This is a genomic window from Mesorhizobium sp. M0633, assembly GCF_040320645.1.
GTDB lineage: Bacteria > Pseudomonadota > Alphaproteobacteria > Rhizobiales > Rhizobiaceae > Mesorhizobium.
Map to the genome: position 1 here is coordinate 25287 of NZ_JAMYQC010000040.1, position 15314 is coordinate 40600.

The 15314-nt window shown below is 61.6% G+C and carries 16 protein-coding genes and 2 pseudogenes; 14 read left to right on the plus strand and 4 right to left on the minus strand.

Annotated elements, in window-relative coordinates; all coding sequences use genetic code 11:
* Positions 1-176: 176 nt before the first annotated feature.
* Entirely contained in the window at positions 177-842 is a 666-nt protein-coding gene (gene otnC, locus NKI47_RS29780; protein ID WP_352594593.1) for a 3-oxo-tetronate 4-phosphate decarboxylase, read from the minus strand.
* A complete protein-coding gene (locus NKI47_RS29785) occupies positions 839-1816 on the minus strand; it encodes a LacI family DNA-binding transcriptional regulator (protein WP_352594595.1) in 978 nt (325 codons plus the stop codon). The genes otnC and NKI47_RS29785 overlap by 4 nt, the downstream gene beginning before the upstream one ends.
* A gap of 250 nt (positions 1817-2066) precedes the next feature.
* On the opposite strand from NKI47_RS29785, the gene NKI47_RS29790 reads away from it, so the two are divergent.
* The 6 genes and pseudogenes from NKI47_RS29790 to NKI47_RS29815 all read left to right on the plus strand — a co-directional run bounded on the left by NKI47_RS29790 (position 2067) and on the right by NKI47_RS29815 (position 7281).
* The gene (locus NKI47_RS29790) at positions 2067-3380 is read left to right on the plus strand and encodes an MFS transporter (RefSeq protein ID WP_352594597.1); all 1314 of its coding nucleotides are present in this window, start codon (positions 2067-2069) and stop codon (positions 3378-3380) included.
* Positions 3381-3409: 29 nt separating this feature from the next.
* Positions 3410-4357 carry an L-threonate dehydrogenase gene (ltnD, locus tag NKI47_RS29795; protein ID WP_352594647.1) on the plus strand — a complete coding sequence of 316 codons (948 nt, stop codon included), beginning with the start codon at positions 3410-3412 and terminating at the stop codon, positions 4355-4357.
* 16 nt (positions 4358-4373) lie between these two features.
* Positions 4374-5186 (plus strand): 2-oxo-tetronate isomerase, encoded by an 813-nt coding sequence (gene otnI, locus NKI47_RS29800; RefSeq protein ID WP_352594599.1) that lies wholly within the window; start codon positions 4374-4376, stop codon positions 5184-5186.
* Positions 5183-6463 (plus strand): 3-oxo-tetronate kinase, encoded by a 1281-nt coding sequence (gene otnK, locus NKI47_RS29805; RefSeq protein WP_352594601.1) that lies wholly within the window; start codon positions 5183-5185, stop codon positions 6461-6463. Before otnI ends, otnK begins: the two co-directional genes overlap by 4 nt.
* 231 nt (positions 6464-6694) lie before the next feature.
* A pseudogene (locus NKI47_RS29810) lies at positions 6695-6994 on the plus strand (alpha/beta hydrolase fold domain-containing protein); the annotation flags it as partial.
* On the plus strand, positions 6979-7281 hold the full coding sequence (locus NKI47_RS29815; RefSeq protein ID WP_352594649.1) for an alpha/beta hydrolase fold domain-containing protein: 303 nt from the start codon (positions 6979-6981) through the stop codon (positions 7279-7281). The pseudogene NKI47_RS29810 and the gene NKI47_RS29815, both read left to right, overlap by 16 nt.
* Before the next feature lie 220 nt (positions 7282-7501).
* Here NKI47_RS29815 and NKI47_RS29820 read toward each other — a convergent pair whose 3' ends face one another.
* Both NKI47_RS29820 and NKI47_RS29825 read right to left on the minus strand, forming a co-directional pair.
* The gene (locus NKI47_RS29820; protein WP_352594603.1) at positions 7502-8080 is read right to left on the minus strand and encodes a methyltransferase; all 579 of its coding nucleotides are present in this window, start codon (positions 8078-8080) and stop codon (positions 7502-7504) included.
* A gap of 503 nt (positions 8081-8583) precedes the next feature.
* Positions 8584-9249, minus strand: a complete 666-nt coding sequence (locus tag NKI47_RS29825; protein WP_352594605.1) for an alpha/beta fold hydrolase — start codon at positions 9247-9249, stop codon at positions 8584-8586.
* Between the two features lie 250 nt (positions 9250-9499).
* Here NKI47_RS29825 and NKI47_RS29830 point away from each other — a divergent pair, with 250 nt between their 5' ends.
* From NKI47_RS29830 to NKI47_RS29865, 8 genes and pseudogenes are all read left to right on the plus strand, one after another.
* Entirely contained in the window at positions 9500-10549 is a 1050-nt protein-coding gene (locus tag NKI47_RS29830; protein WP_352594607.1) for a YihY/virulence factor BrkB family protein, read from the plus strand.
* Positions 10550-10611: 62 nt separating this feature from the next.
* Positions 10612-11174 (plus strand): annotated as a pseudogene (locus NKI47_RS29835) (transposase); the annotation flags it as partial.
* A 241-nt stretch (positions 11175-11415) separates the two neighbouring features.
* Complete coding sequence (locus NKI47_RS29840; protein WP_352594611.1) at positions 11416-11763, plus strand: hypothetical protein; 348 nt, start codon at positions 11416-11418, stop codon at positions 11761-11763.
* Between the two features lie 4 nt (positions 11764-11767).
* A complete protein-coding gene (locus NKI47_RS29845; protein WP_352594613.1) occupies positions 11768-12163 on the plus strand; it encodes a phage holin family protein in 396 nt (131 codons plus the stop codon).
* Positions 12160-13038 carry a hypothetical protein gene (locus NKI47_RS29850; RefSeq protein WP_352594615.1) on the plus strand — a complete coding sequence of 293 codons (879 nt, stop codon included), beginning with the start codon at positions 12160-12162 and terminating at the stop codon, positions 13036-13038. Before NKI47_RS29845 ends, NKI47_RS29850 begins: the two co-directional genes overlap by 4 nt.
* Complete coding sequence (locus NKI47_RS29855) at positions 13035-13805, plus strand: hypothetical protein (RefSeq protein ID WP_352594617.1); 771 nt, start codon at positions 13035-13037, stop codon at positions 13803-13805. The genes NKI47_RS29850 and NKI47_RS29855 overlap by 4 nt, the downstream gene beginning before the upstream one ends.
* Positions 13806-14243: 438 nt before the next feature.
* The gene (locus NKI47_RS29860; RefSeq protein WP_352594619.1) at positions 14244-14627 is read left to right on the plus strand and encodes a hypothetical protein; all 384 of its coding nucleotides are present in this window, start codon (positions 14244-14246) and stop codon (positions 14625-14627) included.
* 395 nt (positions 14628-15022) lie between these two features.
* Entirely contained in the window at positions 15023-15178 is a 156-nt protein-coding gene (locus NKI47_RS29865) for a hypothetical protein (RefSeq protein ID WP_352594621.1), read from the plus strand.
* Positions 15179-15314 lie beyond the last annotated feature (136 nt).

The following is a 15314-nucleotide window of genomic DNA, read 5'->3' on the forward strand; positions in this document are numbered from 1 at the left end:
TCGCATCAGGTCGAGTCCGTTGTGGTGTTCTCCATGGCGCACTTGCGCCAAGCCGCAGTAGAATTGTCCCCATGAGATGTATGATCTGAGGTCGTGCTCCATGCAGAACTCGAGGGCGAATTTTTCGGCCCGCTACCTCGCTCGAACCATCCTCGGCATCCGACAAGACGGCTTGCTTAATGGCCATGCTCGTCATGCCTCGGCAAAGTCAGCCCAAAAACCCGAACGAGATCGCTGACCTGCTCCGGCGAAAGGTAGCGGGGGTTTAGGCCGCGCAACAGCAGATAGAGTTTTGCAGTCTCCTCCAGCTCTTCGGTGGCGAATACGGCCGCCTCGAGCGTTACGCCCGCGACCACGGGACCGTGGTTTGCCAGCAGCACTGAGGAGTAGCGTCCGGCAAGGCCCTTGATCGCATCCGCGACAGCCGGGTCTCCGGGGCGGAAGTAGGGAACCAGCGCCGTCTGGCCGGCCCGCATCAGATAATAGGGCGTCATCGGCGGCAATACCGCCTTGGGATCGATTTCGGGCAGCATGGTGATGGCCACTGCATGGGTCGAATGCAAATGAACTATGGCGCGGGCCCCTGCCCGCGTCTCATAGAGAGCCGTGTGCAAGGGAATTTCCTTGGTCGGAGCATCGCCCGAGACAAGTTTTCCCTGTGCGTCGAGGCGGGCAATGCGGGCGGGATCGAGAAATCCCAGCGAAGCATTGGTGGGCGTGACCAGCCAGCCACCGTCATCCAGCCGCAGGCTGATATTGCCTGACGATCCCGGCGTCAGACCGCGCTCGAACAGCGAACGCCCGAACCGGCAGATCTCTTCCCTCAACCTCACGTCGGTCATGTCGTGTCTCCCTCGACCAGTTCGAACCCGAGATCGACCACCGTCGGTGGTCCGTCAGAGCACACCAGCCGCGCGCCCATCTCCCCTATGGCGACGCGGGGCGTGAGAATAGTCGACAGCGGCTGCGGGGCGCTGCGCGCCACGTCGAGACCATTATAGCCGAAGATCGCCAGCCGGTCGGGGATGGTGATGCCGCGGGTGAGGCAGTGGAAATAGCCGCCGATCGCCATGTCGTCGTTGGAAAAGTAGACAGCGTCCAAATTCGTGCTGCACTCCAGGAGGCGCGCCAGCCCGTCGCGCCCAGCTTGGATCGAAGACGAGGCAGGAATGATTTCTTCTCCGGCGAGATCGAGGCCTGCCTCGACAAGTGCCGAGCGAAATCCTGCGAAGCGCTTGGCGGCGCGCAGGTCGCGGTTAAGGTCGTGGCCGACATAGCCGATCTGCCGGTAGCCGCGCGAAACCAGATGGCCCGCGGTGGCGCGTCCCGCCTCGCGGTTGGAAAAGCCGACGACGATGTCGATACCGTCGCCGTCGGTATCGAGCAGTTCGGCGACGCGGATACCAGAGTTGCGCAGCATTGCGCCCGCGCGCTCGGTGTGTTCGAGCCCCGCTACCATGACGCCGGCGGGGCGCCAGCTCAGCAGCGACTCGATGAGGCTCTCCTCACGTCCTAATTCATAGTCGGTTACCGCGATGACGGGTTGAAAGCCGGCGCCGACGAGGACTGTGTTCGCCCCCCGCAGCATGTCGGGAAAGACGATGTTGCTGAGCGAGGGGATGACAATCCCTACGAGCCTGGAACCGGTGGAAGCCAGCGTTCCGGCAATGCGGTTCGGCACATAGCCGAGGCTTGTCGCGGCATTGAGAACGCTCTCGCGCGTCTTTGCCGAGAAGGATCCATGCCCCCGTAGCACGCGCGAGGCGGTGCTCTCGCCAACGCCGGCTGCGCGCGCGACGTCGGTGAGGGTAATCATCGGCACCGCTCCCATCCCTCGGCTATTTGGTCGACCATTTCCGAGCCCCTAATCCACCGCCGCCTCTGAGCTGTCTGGCCGCCCCATTTTGGCACGTCGCAGTGGCCAACTCAACAAACTTTTGGCAGCGCTGCCACTTTTCTGTTGGCAGCGCTGCCAATCCATGTTATCCGTCAATGCAAGCGCTGCCAAAAGTGAGGATGAGTGGCGCGAAACTAGCGACGAACGCCCTCAATCAGGGAGGAATGAAATGACGGTGCTCACCCCAACGCTGCCAGCTGAAACAGTGGCAGGAATCGAGACCCGAAGAATCGCCTACAGCAAGGTCTTCTGGCGAATCGTGCCGTTTCTGATGCTGTGTTACGTCGTCGCCTATCTAGACCGCGTCAATGTCGGCTTCGCCAAGCTCGACATGTCCGCCGAACTCGGCTTCAGCGAAACGGTCTACGGCCTCGGCGCCGGCATCTTTTTCATCGGCTATTTTCTGTTTGAGGTGCCGAGCAACATCATCCTGCACAAGGTTGGTGCGCGCATGTGGATCGCGCGCATCATGATCACCTGGGGTCTGATCTCGGCAGGCTTCATGTTCGTCGAATCGGCTCCGATGTTCTATTTGCTGCGCTTCCTGTTGGGCGTTGCCGAGGCAGGCTTCTATCCGGGGATAATTCTTTTCCTGACCTATTGGTATCCTTCGCACCGCCGCGCCAAGATCATCGCTGTCTTCATGTCCGCAATTCCGATATCCGGCATCTTCGGCAACCCGCTTTCCGGCTGGATCATGGATTCGTTCCACGGCGATAGCGGTCTTGCCGGCTGGCAGTGGATGTTCCTCATCGAGGCGGTTCCCGCTGTGCTGCTCGGCATCGCCGTCTTCTTCTTCCTCGACAATGGCATCCGTGACGCCAAGTGGCTGAGCGAAGCGGAAAAGCGGGTGCTCGAAGAAGAGATCGAGCGCGAGGAACGCCGCAAGGAGGAAGCGCATTCGGTCGCCGGGGTATTCCGCGACGGCCGCATCTGGCTGATGTGCCTGATCTATTTCTGCTTCGTGATGGGCCAATACGGGCTGACGTTCTGGATGCCGACCCTGGTCAAGGCGACCGGCGTCACCGGCAATCTCAACATCGGGCTGATCAGCGCCATCCCATTCATCTGTGCCGTCGTCACCATGAACCTGTTCGGTCGCAGCGCCGACTGGCACCGCGAGCGCCGCTGGCACCTGGTCGTGCCGGCGCTGCTCGGAGCCGTCGGCTTTATCGTCGCCGCAACGTCCTCGAACCCGACGATCGCCATCGCCTTCCTGTCGCTGGCAGCGGCTGGAGCAATCACCTGCGCGCCGCTCTTCTGGTCTTTGCCGACAGCCTTTCTGGGGGGAACCGGCGCCGCAGCGGGCATTGCGCTGATCAATTCGGTAGGCAATCTGGCCGGCTTCGCCAGTCCCTACCTTGTGGGCTACCTCAAGGACCTGACCGGGACGACGCACGTCGCCATGTACGCGCTCGCCGCCATCCTCGTGGCCGGCGCGATCCTGGTGCTGACGACGCCCGCCAAGCTGGTCAACAAGTGATGACACCGACGGAAAATGGAGTTTCCATGATGACTGTTCAGGCTGTGCAAAGGGAAAACCCCGCGGTGACCAAAGCGACCAGGGTCGCCGTGATCGGCCTCGGCTCGATGGGGTTCGGGATGGCCCAGTCGCTGCAGCGCGCAGCATTCGAGGTGACCGGCTTCGACGTCGATGAAGCTGCGGTTACGCGTTTCGTCGCCCAAGGCGGGCGGGGTGCTTCGACCCCCGCCCAGGCGGCTCAGGATGCGGATGTCGTGGTTTCGGTCGTCGTCAACGCGGCACAAACCGAAGCCATCCTTTTTGGTGAGCATGGCGTTGGCGAGACACTGCCCGAAGGAGCGGTCTTCGTCTCCTCGGCCACGATGGACCCCGATCTCGCACGCAAGTTCGCGGCCCGCCTGGAAGAGACGGGGCGGCTCTATCTCGACGCGCCAATCAGTGGCGGCTCGGTCCGGGCCGCGGAAGGCGCCCTCACCATTCTCGCGTCCGGCAGCCCTGCCGCGTTCGCAAAGGCGCGCCCGTTGCTCGATGCCATGGCAGCCAAACTCTATGAACTGGGGGACGAACCGGGCACCGGCGCCGCATTCAAGATGATTAATCAGTTGCTCGCTGGCGTACATATCGCCGCAGCGAGCGAAGCCATCGTGTTTGCCGCCCGCCAGGGGCTAGACCTCCGCAAGGTCTACGAGGTGATTACGGCCTCGGCCGGCAACTCCTGGATGTTCGAGAACCGGATGCCGCACGTGCTCGACGGAGACTACACGCAGCGCAGCGCGGTCGATATCTTCGTCAAGGATCTCGGCATCATCCAGGACATGGCCCGCAGCGCCAAATACCCGGTGCCGGTTGCAGCCGCCGCGCTGCAGATGTTCCTGATGACGTCGGCTGGCGGAATGGGACGCGACGACGATGCCTCGGTCGCCCGGGTCTACGCCCGCATCACCGGCATCGATCTGCCCGGCACAACGCAACCCTGACCAGGAACGCATGATCATGCCTCGCTTCGCCGCCAATCTGACCATGATGTTCAACGAATGGCCATTCCTCGACCGGTTTGAAGCGGCCGCGGCCGCCGGCTTCACGGCGGTAGAGTTCCTGTTCCCTTACGAGCACACGCCGGAAGCGATCGGCGAGCGCCTGGCGCGGAACGGTCTGACCCAGGCCCTGTTCAATCTCCCGTCTGGCGATTGGGCCGCAGGTGAACGCGGCCTTGCCGCGTTGCCCGAGCGCTTCGATGAGCTAAAGGCCGGCGTGGAGACCGCGCTCTCTTACGCCGAAGCCACCGCCGCACAGCGCCTCCATCTGATGTCCGGGCTCGGCTCGCGCGAGGACAAGGGCGCCGTCGATGCCTATCGAGAAGCGTTGACCTGGACCGCCGAAAAACTGGCGGATCGCGGCATGGACCTGGTGATCGAACCGATCAATGGCCGCGACATGCCGGGCTATTTTCTGAACGATTTCGCCTTTGCGGAATCGCTGATCCACGACCTTGCGCTGCCCAATCTCAAGCTTCAGTTCGACATCTACCACCGTCAGATCCTGCATGGGGATGTCACCATGGCTCTGCGGAGCCTGTTGCCGATTATTGGCCACATCCAGATCGCAAGCGTGCCCTCTAGGCACGAACCCACCTGTGAAGAACTTGACGATCGATTCATCTTCGCGGAGTTGGACCGGCTGGGCTATGGCGGTTTTGTTGGCTGCGAATATCGTCCCAAGGCCAAGACGCTTGACGGGCTCGGCTGGTTCGCCTCCTTTGCCGTGGAGCAGGACCGGGTCTCAAAAGCTGTTGGATCTCTTCTATGACCCTCGCCCTTGGTTGCATAGCGGACGACTATACCGGCGCGTCAGACTTGGCGAACACCCTGGCGAAACAAGGCTTACGTACGGTTCAGACCATCGGGATTCCATCGGCTGACCTGCCGCTACCCGAAGTCGATGCTATCGTCATCTCGCTGAAAATCCGTTCGGTTGGCGCATCTGATGCGGTTGAACGAGCCCGCGCTGCCCAAGATTGGCTCCGCACCCGCGGCGCGGCGCACGTGATGTACAAGATCTGCTCGACCTTCGATTCTACCGATGCAGGCAATATCGGCCCGGTTCTCGATGCCTTGCGCGCTGATGCCCTTGAAACATCCGTCCTTGTAACACCGGCCTTTCCTGAAACCGATCGCACCGTCTACAAGGGCAATCTATTCGTCGGTGCGGTTCCGCTGAATGAGAGCTCGCTCAGGGATCATCCTCTCAATCCCATGCGCGATGCCAATCTGGTCCGCGTGCTGGCTCGGCAGAGCACCGCGGCAGTTGGACTTGTCGAGCTCGCTACAGTTGCTCAGGGCGCGGATGCAATCCGCACTAGACTAGAGCTGCTTTCTACCAGCGGGACCGGAGCGGCTATTGCCGACGCCGTCTTCGAGACGGACCTCGAAGCAATCGGCACGGCAGCGTTAGCCCAGCGCCTGTCGGTCGGAGCGTCCGGGCTGGGATTGGGCCTCGCTCGCGGCCTGATCGCCGCCGGCACCGCACGGCGCCAACAAAGGGTAACCATTCGTGAACAACCGATCGGAGGTCCGGCAGCGTGCCTTGCCGGCAGCTGCTCACGGGCGACGCTGGCGCAGATTGCCAAAGCCGAGCAGACCATGCCTGTACTGAGGCTTGATCCGGAAAAGCTGGTAACCGATCCTTCGGAGACAGTAGAACGTGCCCTCACTTGGGCGACGGAGCACCTTACCAAAGGTCCTATTCTGATCTCCAGCAGCGCGCCCCCGGATGAGGTTTCCAGGCTCCAGGAGCGCCATGGACGGGAGGCGGCCGGCCACACTATCGAGCGCACCCTCGCGATGATTGCAGGGGGGCTGGTCGAGCTGGGAGTCCGCAGGCTGGTCGTTGCCGGTGGCGAGACATCTGGCGCGGTCGTCGATCGCCTGGCGATTCCGGCGTTCGAATTAGGCACGGAAATCGCGGCGGGCGTACCCGTGTTGCGAACATTGGGAACTCAGTACGGCGAAATGGCGCTGGCCCTCAAATCAGGCAATTTCGGTGGCGAAGGCTTCTTTGCGGACGCCTTGGCCATCATTGCGTAAGCGCCAAATCGCGCAATTGGCTGTCCCGCTTGTCGGACCTCCCCCTAGCCTGTAGTGAATGCCGACGCGGTGGGTGATCAGCCCGCTGACGTCCAGATCATCCTCACGATCGGCGGGGCACCTCCGGACGAAGCACACGGTCCGTCTGAATGTGCTACAGAGTTCAGCGGCAAGCAAGTTGGGAGCGACAGCCTCGGCCTGGGCGGATGTGCCGGCCGCCAAGCATCAAAGATGCGCGATCGCCGGCCGTCCAGATGCGGTCCACAGACGTCCTGCTCATTTGCCGCAGGTGCAGCTGGGCTACCCGACATCGACCCCGCACGCATCGCCATCGGTGCCGCCAGCGCCGGCGGCGGTCTGGCCGCCGCGCTGGCGCTGCTGGCGAAGGAACGTGGCGTGATCCATCCGGTTCTGCAACTGCTGTCCTACCCAATGCTGGATGACCGGACCACCACCCGCACCGACATCGACCCGCGGCGGCTCCGCCTCTGGAGCCCGGCCAGCAACCGGTTCGGCTGGCGCTCCTACCTCGGCCCCACCACCGCGGACGGCAACGTGCCCCCGCTGGCCGCCCGGCCCGCTACGACGACCTCTCCGGCCTGCCGCCCGCATGGATCGGCGTCGGCACCAACGACCTGTTCCACGACGAGGACGTCACCTACGCCCGGCGACTGCAGCAGGCCGGCGTCGCCAGCACCCTGCACGTAGTGCCCGGCGCCTACCACAACTTCGACTCCATCGAAGCGAAAGCCGCCATCTCCCGGGCCTTCGTCAACGCCCAGACGACGGCACTGGACGAAGCACTCAAGGACGGCTGAACGGACGCACGCGACAGGTCAGCCGCCCGCGCCTACCTCGCGCGGCTGAAGGAACGCACGACAGGGCGCGACAAGCCGACCAGCCCCGGGGACGTACCGCGCGAGATATGGCTCTCTCCGGGTTGACGCAGGACAAGCAATGCTCTCGACGCTGAGGTTGTGGGCTGCCCGGATAGGGTCGGGGCGCCTCGGAGATCCAAAACCAACTGTTCAGCCACGATCAGCCCGTGAGGCGCGCACGAAACAACGTGGAGCCGTCCGTCAGGCGCGACCTGGAGATATCCCGGAATCCAGCCTCGGTCATCCATGCGCGATATTGACCTTCAGTGTACGATTCACCGTGGCGGTAGAGGTTCAAGAAGGTGAGATTCAGAAAGACACCCTCAGGCGGGCCAAGGCGGTCGTCATCGACGACGCCCGGCCCCGCAATTGCGATCTCGCCTCCGAGTGTTAGGCAACGCGCCGCGTTCAGGATCGAACTGCGCGCCTGGTCCGGCGGAAGGACCTGGACGACGGCCTTCAGGATCGCCAGATCGTGCCGACCGATCGATGGCGCGACAGTTATGTCCCCCTCTTCGACAACCACGTCGTCGGCACCGTATTCTGACAGGATATCTGGCGCGACCGCTGCGACCGTTGGCAGTTCCATCAGCGTCGCCGCAATCTGCGGCCGCTGCTCGCGAAGTCCGACGAGAATGGTCCCGCGGCCCCCGCCGATGTCGATCACCGAACCGATCGCCGAGAGGTCCATCGCCCGGGCCAGATGTCGGCCGAAAATCACCCCGCCCGGTGCGAGCATGCGGCTGAAGGCCGCCGCGGCCTCGGGCCCCGCTTCGGAAAAGTCGTGCAGCGCAGCCGGCCGGTTCTGTCGCAGCGACTCCGCGGTCAGTAGATCGGCTCGCCAGAGCTCGAGCAGGAGCGCATGATCGCCGGCGCGATATGTCGGCTTGGACGCGTCGAGGAAGGCTGACGCTTCGGCTCCGTTGCGAATTGACCATCCTTGACTTCGAGGAGACCAATGCTGGCGAGCGCGTAGAGGGCGCGGCCCCAAGGCTGTCAGCAGTCATCGCGCTGCCACCGAGCCCGGTGAAGATGCCGAGGTCCAGCCCGGCGCGAAGCGCCAAGGCGGGGGGCACCGCTGCGATCAGGTTGTCGATCCGATCAGAATCCACCATACCATATCCCTTCCACGATCCAGGACCGGCGATCAGAAGTTTGTCACGGAACCGACGAGCGTTTGAAGTAGCATGGTCGACCAGACCGATATACGTGCCCAGTTGGTATTCGACGTCGAAACCGTGACTAGCTGGCTGACTGTTGATCAAGCCCTGCGTAAATCCAGGCACGCGTCTGTTCCAGCACCTCATCGGAAAACGCAGGGTCGTCAACCGCCCGGGCGAGGATCACTGCCCGACCATCGCGGCTGGATGTCCTGAGTGCTCGTGCGAGCAAGGCCGAGCGGCGCGCACCCAAAACGGCTTCGGGCAGCAAGGGGATCTGGAAGAAAACCGCGTAACTGCTCCGCAGAAACTGCGTCGGAGATCGTAGGGCATGGGTAAACAGCACCTCGGGATGTGGCGCATTCAGGATGACGAGCTTGTCCAGGCGATGAGTCAACTTTGCCCCGGCGGCCCAAGCGACGATGCCGCCCCAGTCATGGCCGACGAGGTGAAACCTTCCGATGCCGAGCGCGTCGGCCAGGGCGACGACATCGCCGAGGAGCTTGGGGAGCGTGTACTCGCGGATGCCCTCTGGCTTGTCGCTGGTGTTGTAGCCCCTCTGGTCGGGAACGATGACCCGATATCCGGCGGAAGCGAGCGTACCGATCTGCCGTCTCCAGCCGATCCAGAAGTCCGGGAAGCCGTGCAGGAGCATGACCGGCTTACCCCCGGCAGGCCCGGCCTGAACGACATGAAGCCGAATGCTTCCGGCGTCGACGAACTGATGTTCAGGCGCGAGTGAGATCATGGCTGGAAACGCGGGTGTCCTAAAACTGATCCAGCGCAATGAGGATTTAGATCAGGCTGCGTCGTCCCGACAACATGCACGCTCAGCCGTCGCATCCCCCCGGCAGATGGGCATGGGAGCCGAAGGTCCAAGTGGGATGACGCCAGTGTTTCTGCAGCCGGGATGTTATTTTGCAAGCGCAGGTCTGCACCTGCATCCTTTGGCGCTATTATACGTTTCCCCGCGACGAAGGTGCTCCGGACCGGCGGCCATGTCGAAGAAAACAACCGAGGACCCTTACGAAGGTAAAGTGCAACTTGAGCGGCCGCCCGACCCGGAGGGCCGCGGACGCAATGCCGAATGGCCGTCAGAGATTCCTGGCCGCGGCTGGAAGGACGTGCTGTGGCGGGTCTTCGCTGAGCTCACAGAGGACCGTGTTATGCTTATCGCGGCCGGGGCCGCATTCTATCTGCTTCTTGCCCTCTTTCCAGCGCTTGCCGCCTTCGTGTCCATCTACGGTTTCGTCGCCGATCCTCAGACCATCGCTGAGCACGTTGCGTTCCTTGGCGGCGTACTGCCCTCGGGAGGTCTGGATATCATCAGATCTCAGCTTGCGTCCTTAGCCGCTCAGAAGACTGGCGCGCTCAGCTTCGGCTTCATCTTCGGCCTTGCCGTCACACTGTGGAGCGCCAGTAACGGCATAAAGACGCTATTCGAAGCCATGAACATCGCCTACGAGGAGAGAGAAAAGCGCGGCTTCATCCACCTGAATCTCCTGGCCTTGGGCTTCACACTTGGCGCCATCCTCATTGGCATCGGCTTTATCGTCTCGGTGGGGATTGTGCCGGCCGTGCTTGCGCTGCTGAACCTCGGCGGCTGGATCGAAGCCCTTGTGCGGATCCTTCGGTGGCCGATGATGCTCATCATGGTTGGCGTCGGGACCACGCTGATTTACCGCTACGGGCCCAGCCGTGAAAGGGCAAAGTGGAAATGGGCGACATGGGGCGCCTTCCTCGCGGCTGTGGTCTGGATCGCAGTCTCGATAGGATTCTCCTACTATCTTGAAAACTTCGCCAACTACAACGCGACGTATGGAGCCCTTGGGGCAGTCATCGGCTTGATGATGTGGACTTGGATTTCTGTGATTATCCTGGTTGTAGGTGCGGAGCTAAATTCAGAGATGGAGCATCAGACAGCGATGGACACCACCACAGGTGCGCAGCAGCCGATGGGTGCGCGAGGTGCCACGGTCGCCGACACGCTGGGCGGATCGGCCGATGCCGCCGACCAGCAGTCGCGTTTTGACGAGCGCAACGCGTAGCGCGCAGATCACTTTGCACGCCATGGTCAAGCGGCTGTAACCAACGCCGCGGAGCGTGGCCAGAACGGCTCAAGGCGCTGATCGCCCGGCTTGCCCAGGTGACTGGCGATCTCACCATCCAGAAGCAACGCAAAAGCGCCGTCGCCGATGCCGAACCCCTCGCCAGCCTCGACGAGGTCATTGTTCTGCTCAAGCGTCAGAGCCGCCGACTTGAAGGGCGAGATCGCCTCGCTAATCGACGACGACCCGCTGTGGGCCTGTCTCGATTAGGTCTTCCGTTCGGTCAAGGGTGTCGCCCGATACTCCTGATGGCCGAGTTGCCCGAGATTGGCACCCTTTCCAATAAGGCCATCGCCAAACTGGTAGGCTTGGCGCCGATCGCCAGTGACAGCGGCAGGCGCAGCGGTCGAAGACCGGTGCGCGGCGGCCGTGAAGGTCCGCGCTCCAGCCTCTCCCTCGTCGCGCTCACCGTCGCCAGATATGGTCCCCACCCCGGCGCCTTCCATCAGAGTTGAAGCAGGCAGGAAAGGAAAAGATGGTGATTCGCATTGCGCTCGCCCGCAAGCTACTCGTCATTCCGAATGCAAAGGCACGCGATGCGCGCACCGAGTTGGAAAATGCAACTTGGACACCCCAGCCAGTCGCTCATTGGGAACCAACGGGCCTTACCTCCGTTTGCTCCTCGAATGGAGGAAACCATGAACAACCGGAATTCTGAACGGCGTCCCCCGACTGCGGTAAGAGCTGGTGACGGTACCTCGGAAGACATAGGAGCGACCGTAAGCGGCGCGTTATCCAAAGCGTCGGACATAGCACAAGGGGCAGCGGGAACCGCCAAACGGGCGGCCGCTGGTGGCGCGTCGACCGTGACCAATCAGGTGAAGGAGATGTTGGACCGTCAGGTCGGCAGCGGCGCCGAGGTGATCGGCCAGCTGGCGAGCTCGACCAAACGTGCGGCCGAGGACCTCGACACAAATGCACCGATAGTCGCTGGGGTCGTGCGCACCTTCGCGAATAGGCTTGATGGATACGCAGACGACCTGCGAGACAGATCCGTCGATCAACTGGTTCTTGCAGCGTCCGATTTGGCCAGGCGCAAGCCGGGTTTGGTGTTTGGGCTGGCCGCCGTAGCGGGTTTTTTGACATTCCGCACACTGAAGAGCGCGCCTCCCGCTCCAGAATCCATCAAGGAAAGGCGGCAGGGAGCGAACTGATCTGATGGCACAGGAACAACTGAAGAATTCGCCTCTCCCTCAAGCACTGTCGGCAGTGTTGGCGGACGTCGCGGACCTCTTTCAGAAAGAGTTGCGCCTGGCGCATGCGGAGCTGTCCGCCAACGTCTCAACGAAGCTCCAAGCAGGTGTGTGGATGTCTGCTGCTGGCGCGCTGGGAGTGGTCGCCGCTCTGCTTCTAATGCAAGCCCTCGTACTTGGAATCGCGAGCTTAGGGATAGCTCTGCACTGGTCGTGTCTGATCGTCGCGGCCGCAACGGCGGCTGCCGCTGCTTTCGCCTACTATAGGGGCCGCGCTGATGCGCAAAAAGAACTTCTGCCGACACACTCCATAAGCCAGATAAAGCAGGATATTGCGACAACCAAGGAGCAACTAACATGAGCCGCAATTCACAGGTCCAGGATTTTGGAACGAAAGAATGGCTTCTCAGCTCCGCTAGGAACAATCCCGAAGGCCTTCTGCTCGTCGCAGCAGGGTGCGCGCTGCTAATGCGCAGCCGCGGTTCAAGTGCCGGGCATCGCGAGCAATCCCGTGGAACCAACGGGCGCCAAAATGCTCCGCACGTACGCACCGCCAGCGGCGGGGCGTCAAAAACGCAGGAAGAGGCTAGCGAGACAGCAGAGGCCATGCGCGACAATTTAGCCGGCATTGGGGAGAAGGTGAGTGAAACCGCAAGTCACTACGCATCATCGGCCGCGGCATACGCAGAACAGGCCGGTCGCACCGTATCCGAGAAGTCAGGGCGCGTGGTGCAGCAAGCCCAATCAACGTTCCAGGACACGATTGGCCGCATGGTGGAAGAACAACCATTGGCTTTTGTCCTGGCCGGCTTCGCAGCCGGTGCCGCTATAGCTGCTGCTTTACCGGCCAGCGATGTCGAGAGGCGCACGCTCGGCCCAGTAGGAGAGCGATTGACGGATGCTGCTGAAAAAGCTGGGGACCGATTGAAGTCGTCGACAGCAAAGGCGGGCGAACGGCTCAAGAGCGCAGCCGAGGAACGTGGGCTGAATTCGGACGGCCTCAAGGAGGTCGCAAGGGACGTTGCGGGCGCCTTTGGAAGCGCCTTATCAGAAGAGCAATCAAGTGAACCCGTGCAGCCGTCTTCGCCAAGCCCAAGTGGATCGAGCGGTCCATCCACCGCCAAGCTGCAACCGGGCAGCGCCACCCCTTCGGAAGGAATAACGGCCAAATCGCAGCGGTCGGACAACACTCGGTCGAGCAAACCTGCCCGCCCCGGTGGCAAGAGAGATTTATGATGGCCGATCCGCAACTTGAGCATCTTGAATACGAAGTTGAGGCTGCCCGGGCTAAGCTCGCCGAGGATTTGTCGACACTTCGGTCGCCAAACATGCTCTCCGAGTTTACCGACGATTTGAAACACGAAGCGCTTGAGGCAAAGGATGCGCTAGTGGAGAAAGCAAGAGCCTCAATGCAATCGGTGGCGCAGGCGATTATTGACGATCTCAAGGCAAAGGCGGCTGCCAATCCGAGCGCTGCTTTGGCGATTGGGGCCGGTTTGGGGTGGCGTTTCCTCCGCCGTCCGCCGATCGCAACCGCACTTGTCGGAGCGGGATTGTTCAGCTTATTGCGGACCAATTCAGCCCGGCCACCCGGCGAGCAGCAGGTGGATCACCTATCGTACGCCAAGGAGCGCCTGAAGGAGCAATCTAGTGATTTGGCGGAAAGCGTCAGTGATTTCGCTCTTGAAACGGCTGGTAAAATAAAACGCGAAGCTGCCGAGTTGACCGGCGGGGCCACGGAAACTGTTAAAGAGAAGACAGAACGCCTGGCTGCGGGTATCCGCCATAGCGGCGTTGGGCCGCACGAGGGCGAGACTGCCGCAAGAGCATCCGCACCCTTCGATGAAGCTTCGTTAGCTGTTCAAGACGCATCGGGCGATGAGCATACCGAGGACAAACTCCTTCTGGCGGCGGCAGGTTTAGCAGTCGCCGCGGCTGTCGGCTTTGCCTATCAACGACGTCTGAATGAGCAGATGGACACCGACCGAACTGGAAGAGCGTAGACAGAGGTCATTGCAGAGAAACAGTCGTCCTGAAGGCAAAGTATGATGCCGCGCTCACATTTATCGAGTCCCGACGAGTTCAGCCATCGGATTGCATATTCTGGAACCACGAACGGCGCAATGACGTTGCGCACGGCGGAGAAGATCGGACAAAGCGGTCAACCCCTTCGAGCATGATGATCGTCGGCCGGTCGGTCACGGCTTTCAGCGAAACCGCCGAAAGCGTTTGACACGTCTCTGGCTTGTTTTTCTTTCTCGGTAGCCAACTTCCTACACTCCGATGTGCCAGCACGGTCGGCTGTCGGCGACCACGGTCGCCATACCGTGTTCCACGCCAACAGAAAAAACCCGCCTCGACTGCCGCTGAGCGCGCGCATCCCCGCGTCTGGAACGCTTCAAATACTTTGCCGTTGTTAAAGGCACTTGCAGGAGCCGGGCATGAGAGTATTCCAACGAATTTTGCCGCTCGCCGTGTTCGCGTTGCAACTCTTTGCCGTGCAGTCATTTGCTCAGACCGAGCAGCAAGATCTGCCGGGGCAAGGCGCATCATCGACAACCGAAGATGCCGAGGATGTCGGCGTCGACGTTTCGCTTGGCAGGCACGAAGTGAAACAGCAGGTCGCAAGGGAGCTTGGAATATCCGAGGTAGAAGTGCCTCTGGCAGTTCATGTGCCTATCGAGCTCGCCAAGCGGGTCTGCGAGAAAGAGGTATTCGACGCACGCGCCAATGTGAACCGAAGCTGCACGGCGACGAAATACATCCCGGAAATTGCCGAAGCAGCACGAAATCGTCCGCAAACCTCTGCCGTTCCGGAGCAATAGGCGAAGACGAATACTATGGGATAGAGAAGGGGTGCTTGGCTACTCTGGGCGATCGAGAAAGCGCCGCCCCGAGAGTGTGGAGCGCTTGCGCGTAAGTTTTCAGGCAGCGTCGATATTCGCTTGGCTTCCCCAGAGGATGAACCAGGCTTCGACAAAAGGCGCACACCAGATTGGGAAGGCAACCTTCGACCGGCAGGGCGGAGACTGCTTGTTAGCAGCATCTTGATGATCGCCAGACTGACGAGATTCTCTGGTCAGCATAGTAGCTTTTTGAGACTCCCCGCCTTTTAGGTATACTTTCCCTGACTGTCGACAATTTGTTTGGGCGTCGTCAGCTGTGAGCGACCATCGCGCTTCCGCCCTGATCGGGAGACAGCGCAGATGGAAACGAACTGTTGCGGCGCCTGAGCGCGCCGGATCTGGCGTTGCTGCAGCCTCACCTCGAAGCCCGTCACTTGGGACTGAGGACGCACCTGGAGCAGGCCTCGGTCCCGATCGACACCGTCTATTTCTTCAAGAGCGGCCTCGGCTGGGGCCTGCCGGCGAAATAGGATCGAACTCCCGCTCGAGCGGAATTGTTCCCTAGTATTCATGCAGGACAGGCGCGCCCTCATGCGATTTCGTGTGCAATGATGGGTCAAAATGTTTGGTAGAGACTTTTGAGCGGGGATTGGATAACTGGCTCGC

What these genes read in the sequence shown, in the direction of transcription:
- otnC (WP_352594593.1), bottom strand. Translation starts at nt 842, where the DNA reads ATGACCGACGTGAGGTTGAGGGAAGAGATCTGCCGGTTCGGGCGTTCG.
- NKI47_RS29785 (WP_352594595.1), bottom strand. Translation starts at nt 1,816, where the DNA reads ATGATTACCCTCACCGACGTCGCGCGCGCAGCCGGCGTTGGCGAGAGC.
- NKI47_RS29790 (WP_352594597.1), top strand. Translation starts at nt 2,067, where the DNA reads ATGACGGTGCTCACCCCAACGCTGCCAGCTGAAACAGTGGCAGGAATC.
- ltnD (WP_352594647.1), top strand. Translation starts at nt 3,410, where the DNA reads ATGACTGTTCAGGCTGTGCAAAGGGAAAACCCCGCGGTGACCAAAGCG.
- otnI (WP_352594599.1), top strand. Translation starts at nt 4,374, where the DNA reads ATGCCTCGCTTCGCCGCCAATCTGACCATGATGTTCAACGAATGGCCA.
- otnK (WP_352594601.1), top strand. Translation starts at nt 5,183, where the DNA reads ATGACCCTCGCCCTTGGTTGCATAGCGGACGACTATACCGGCGCGTCA.
- NKI47_RS29820 (WP_352594603.1), bottom strand. Translation starts at nt 8,080, where the DNA reads ATGCTCGCACCGGGCGGGGTGATTTTCGGCCGACATCTGGCCCGGGCG.
- NKI47_RS29825 (WP_352594605.1), bottom strand. Translation starts at nt 9,249, where the DNA reads ATGATCTCACTCGCGCCTGAACATCAGTTCGTCGACGCCGGAAGCATT.
- NKI47_RS29830 (WP_352594607.1), top strand. Translation starts at nt 9,500, where the DNA reads ATGTCGAAGAAAACAACCGAGGACCCTTACGAAGGTAAAGTGCAACTT.
- NKI47_RS29845 (WP_352594613.1), top strand. Translation starts at nt 11,768, where the DNA reads ATGGCACAGGAACAACTGAAGAATTCGCCTCTCCCTCAAGCACTGTCG.
- NKI47_RS29850 (WP_352594615.1), top strand. Translation starts at nt 12,160, where the DNA reads ATGAGCCGCAATTCACAGGTCCAGGATTTTGGAACGAAAGAATGGCTT.
- NKI47_RS29855 (WP_352594617.1), top strand. Translation starts at nt 13,035, where the DNA reads ATGATGGCCGATCCGCAACTTGAGCATCTTGAATACGAAGTTGAGGCT.
- NKI47_RS29860 (WP_352594619.1), top strand. Translation starts at nt 14,244, where the DNA reads ATGAGAGTATTCCAACGAATTTTGCCGCTCGCCGTGTTCGCGTTGCAA.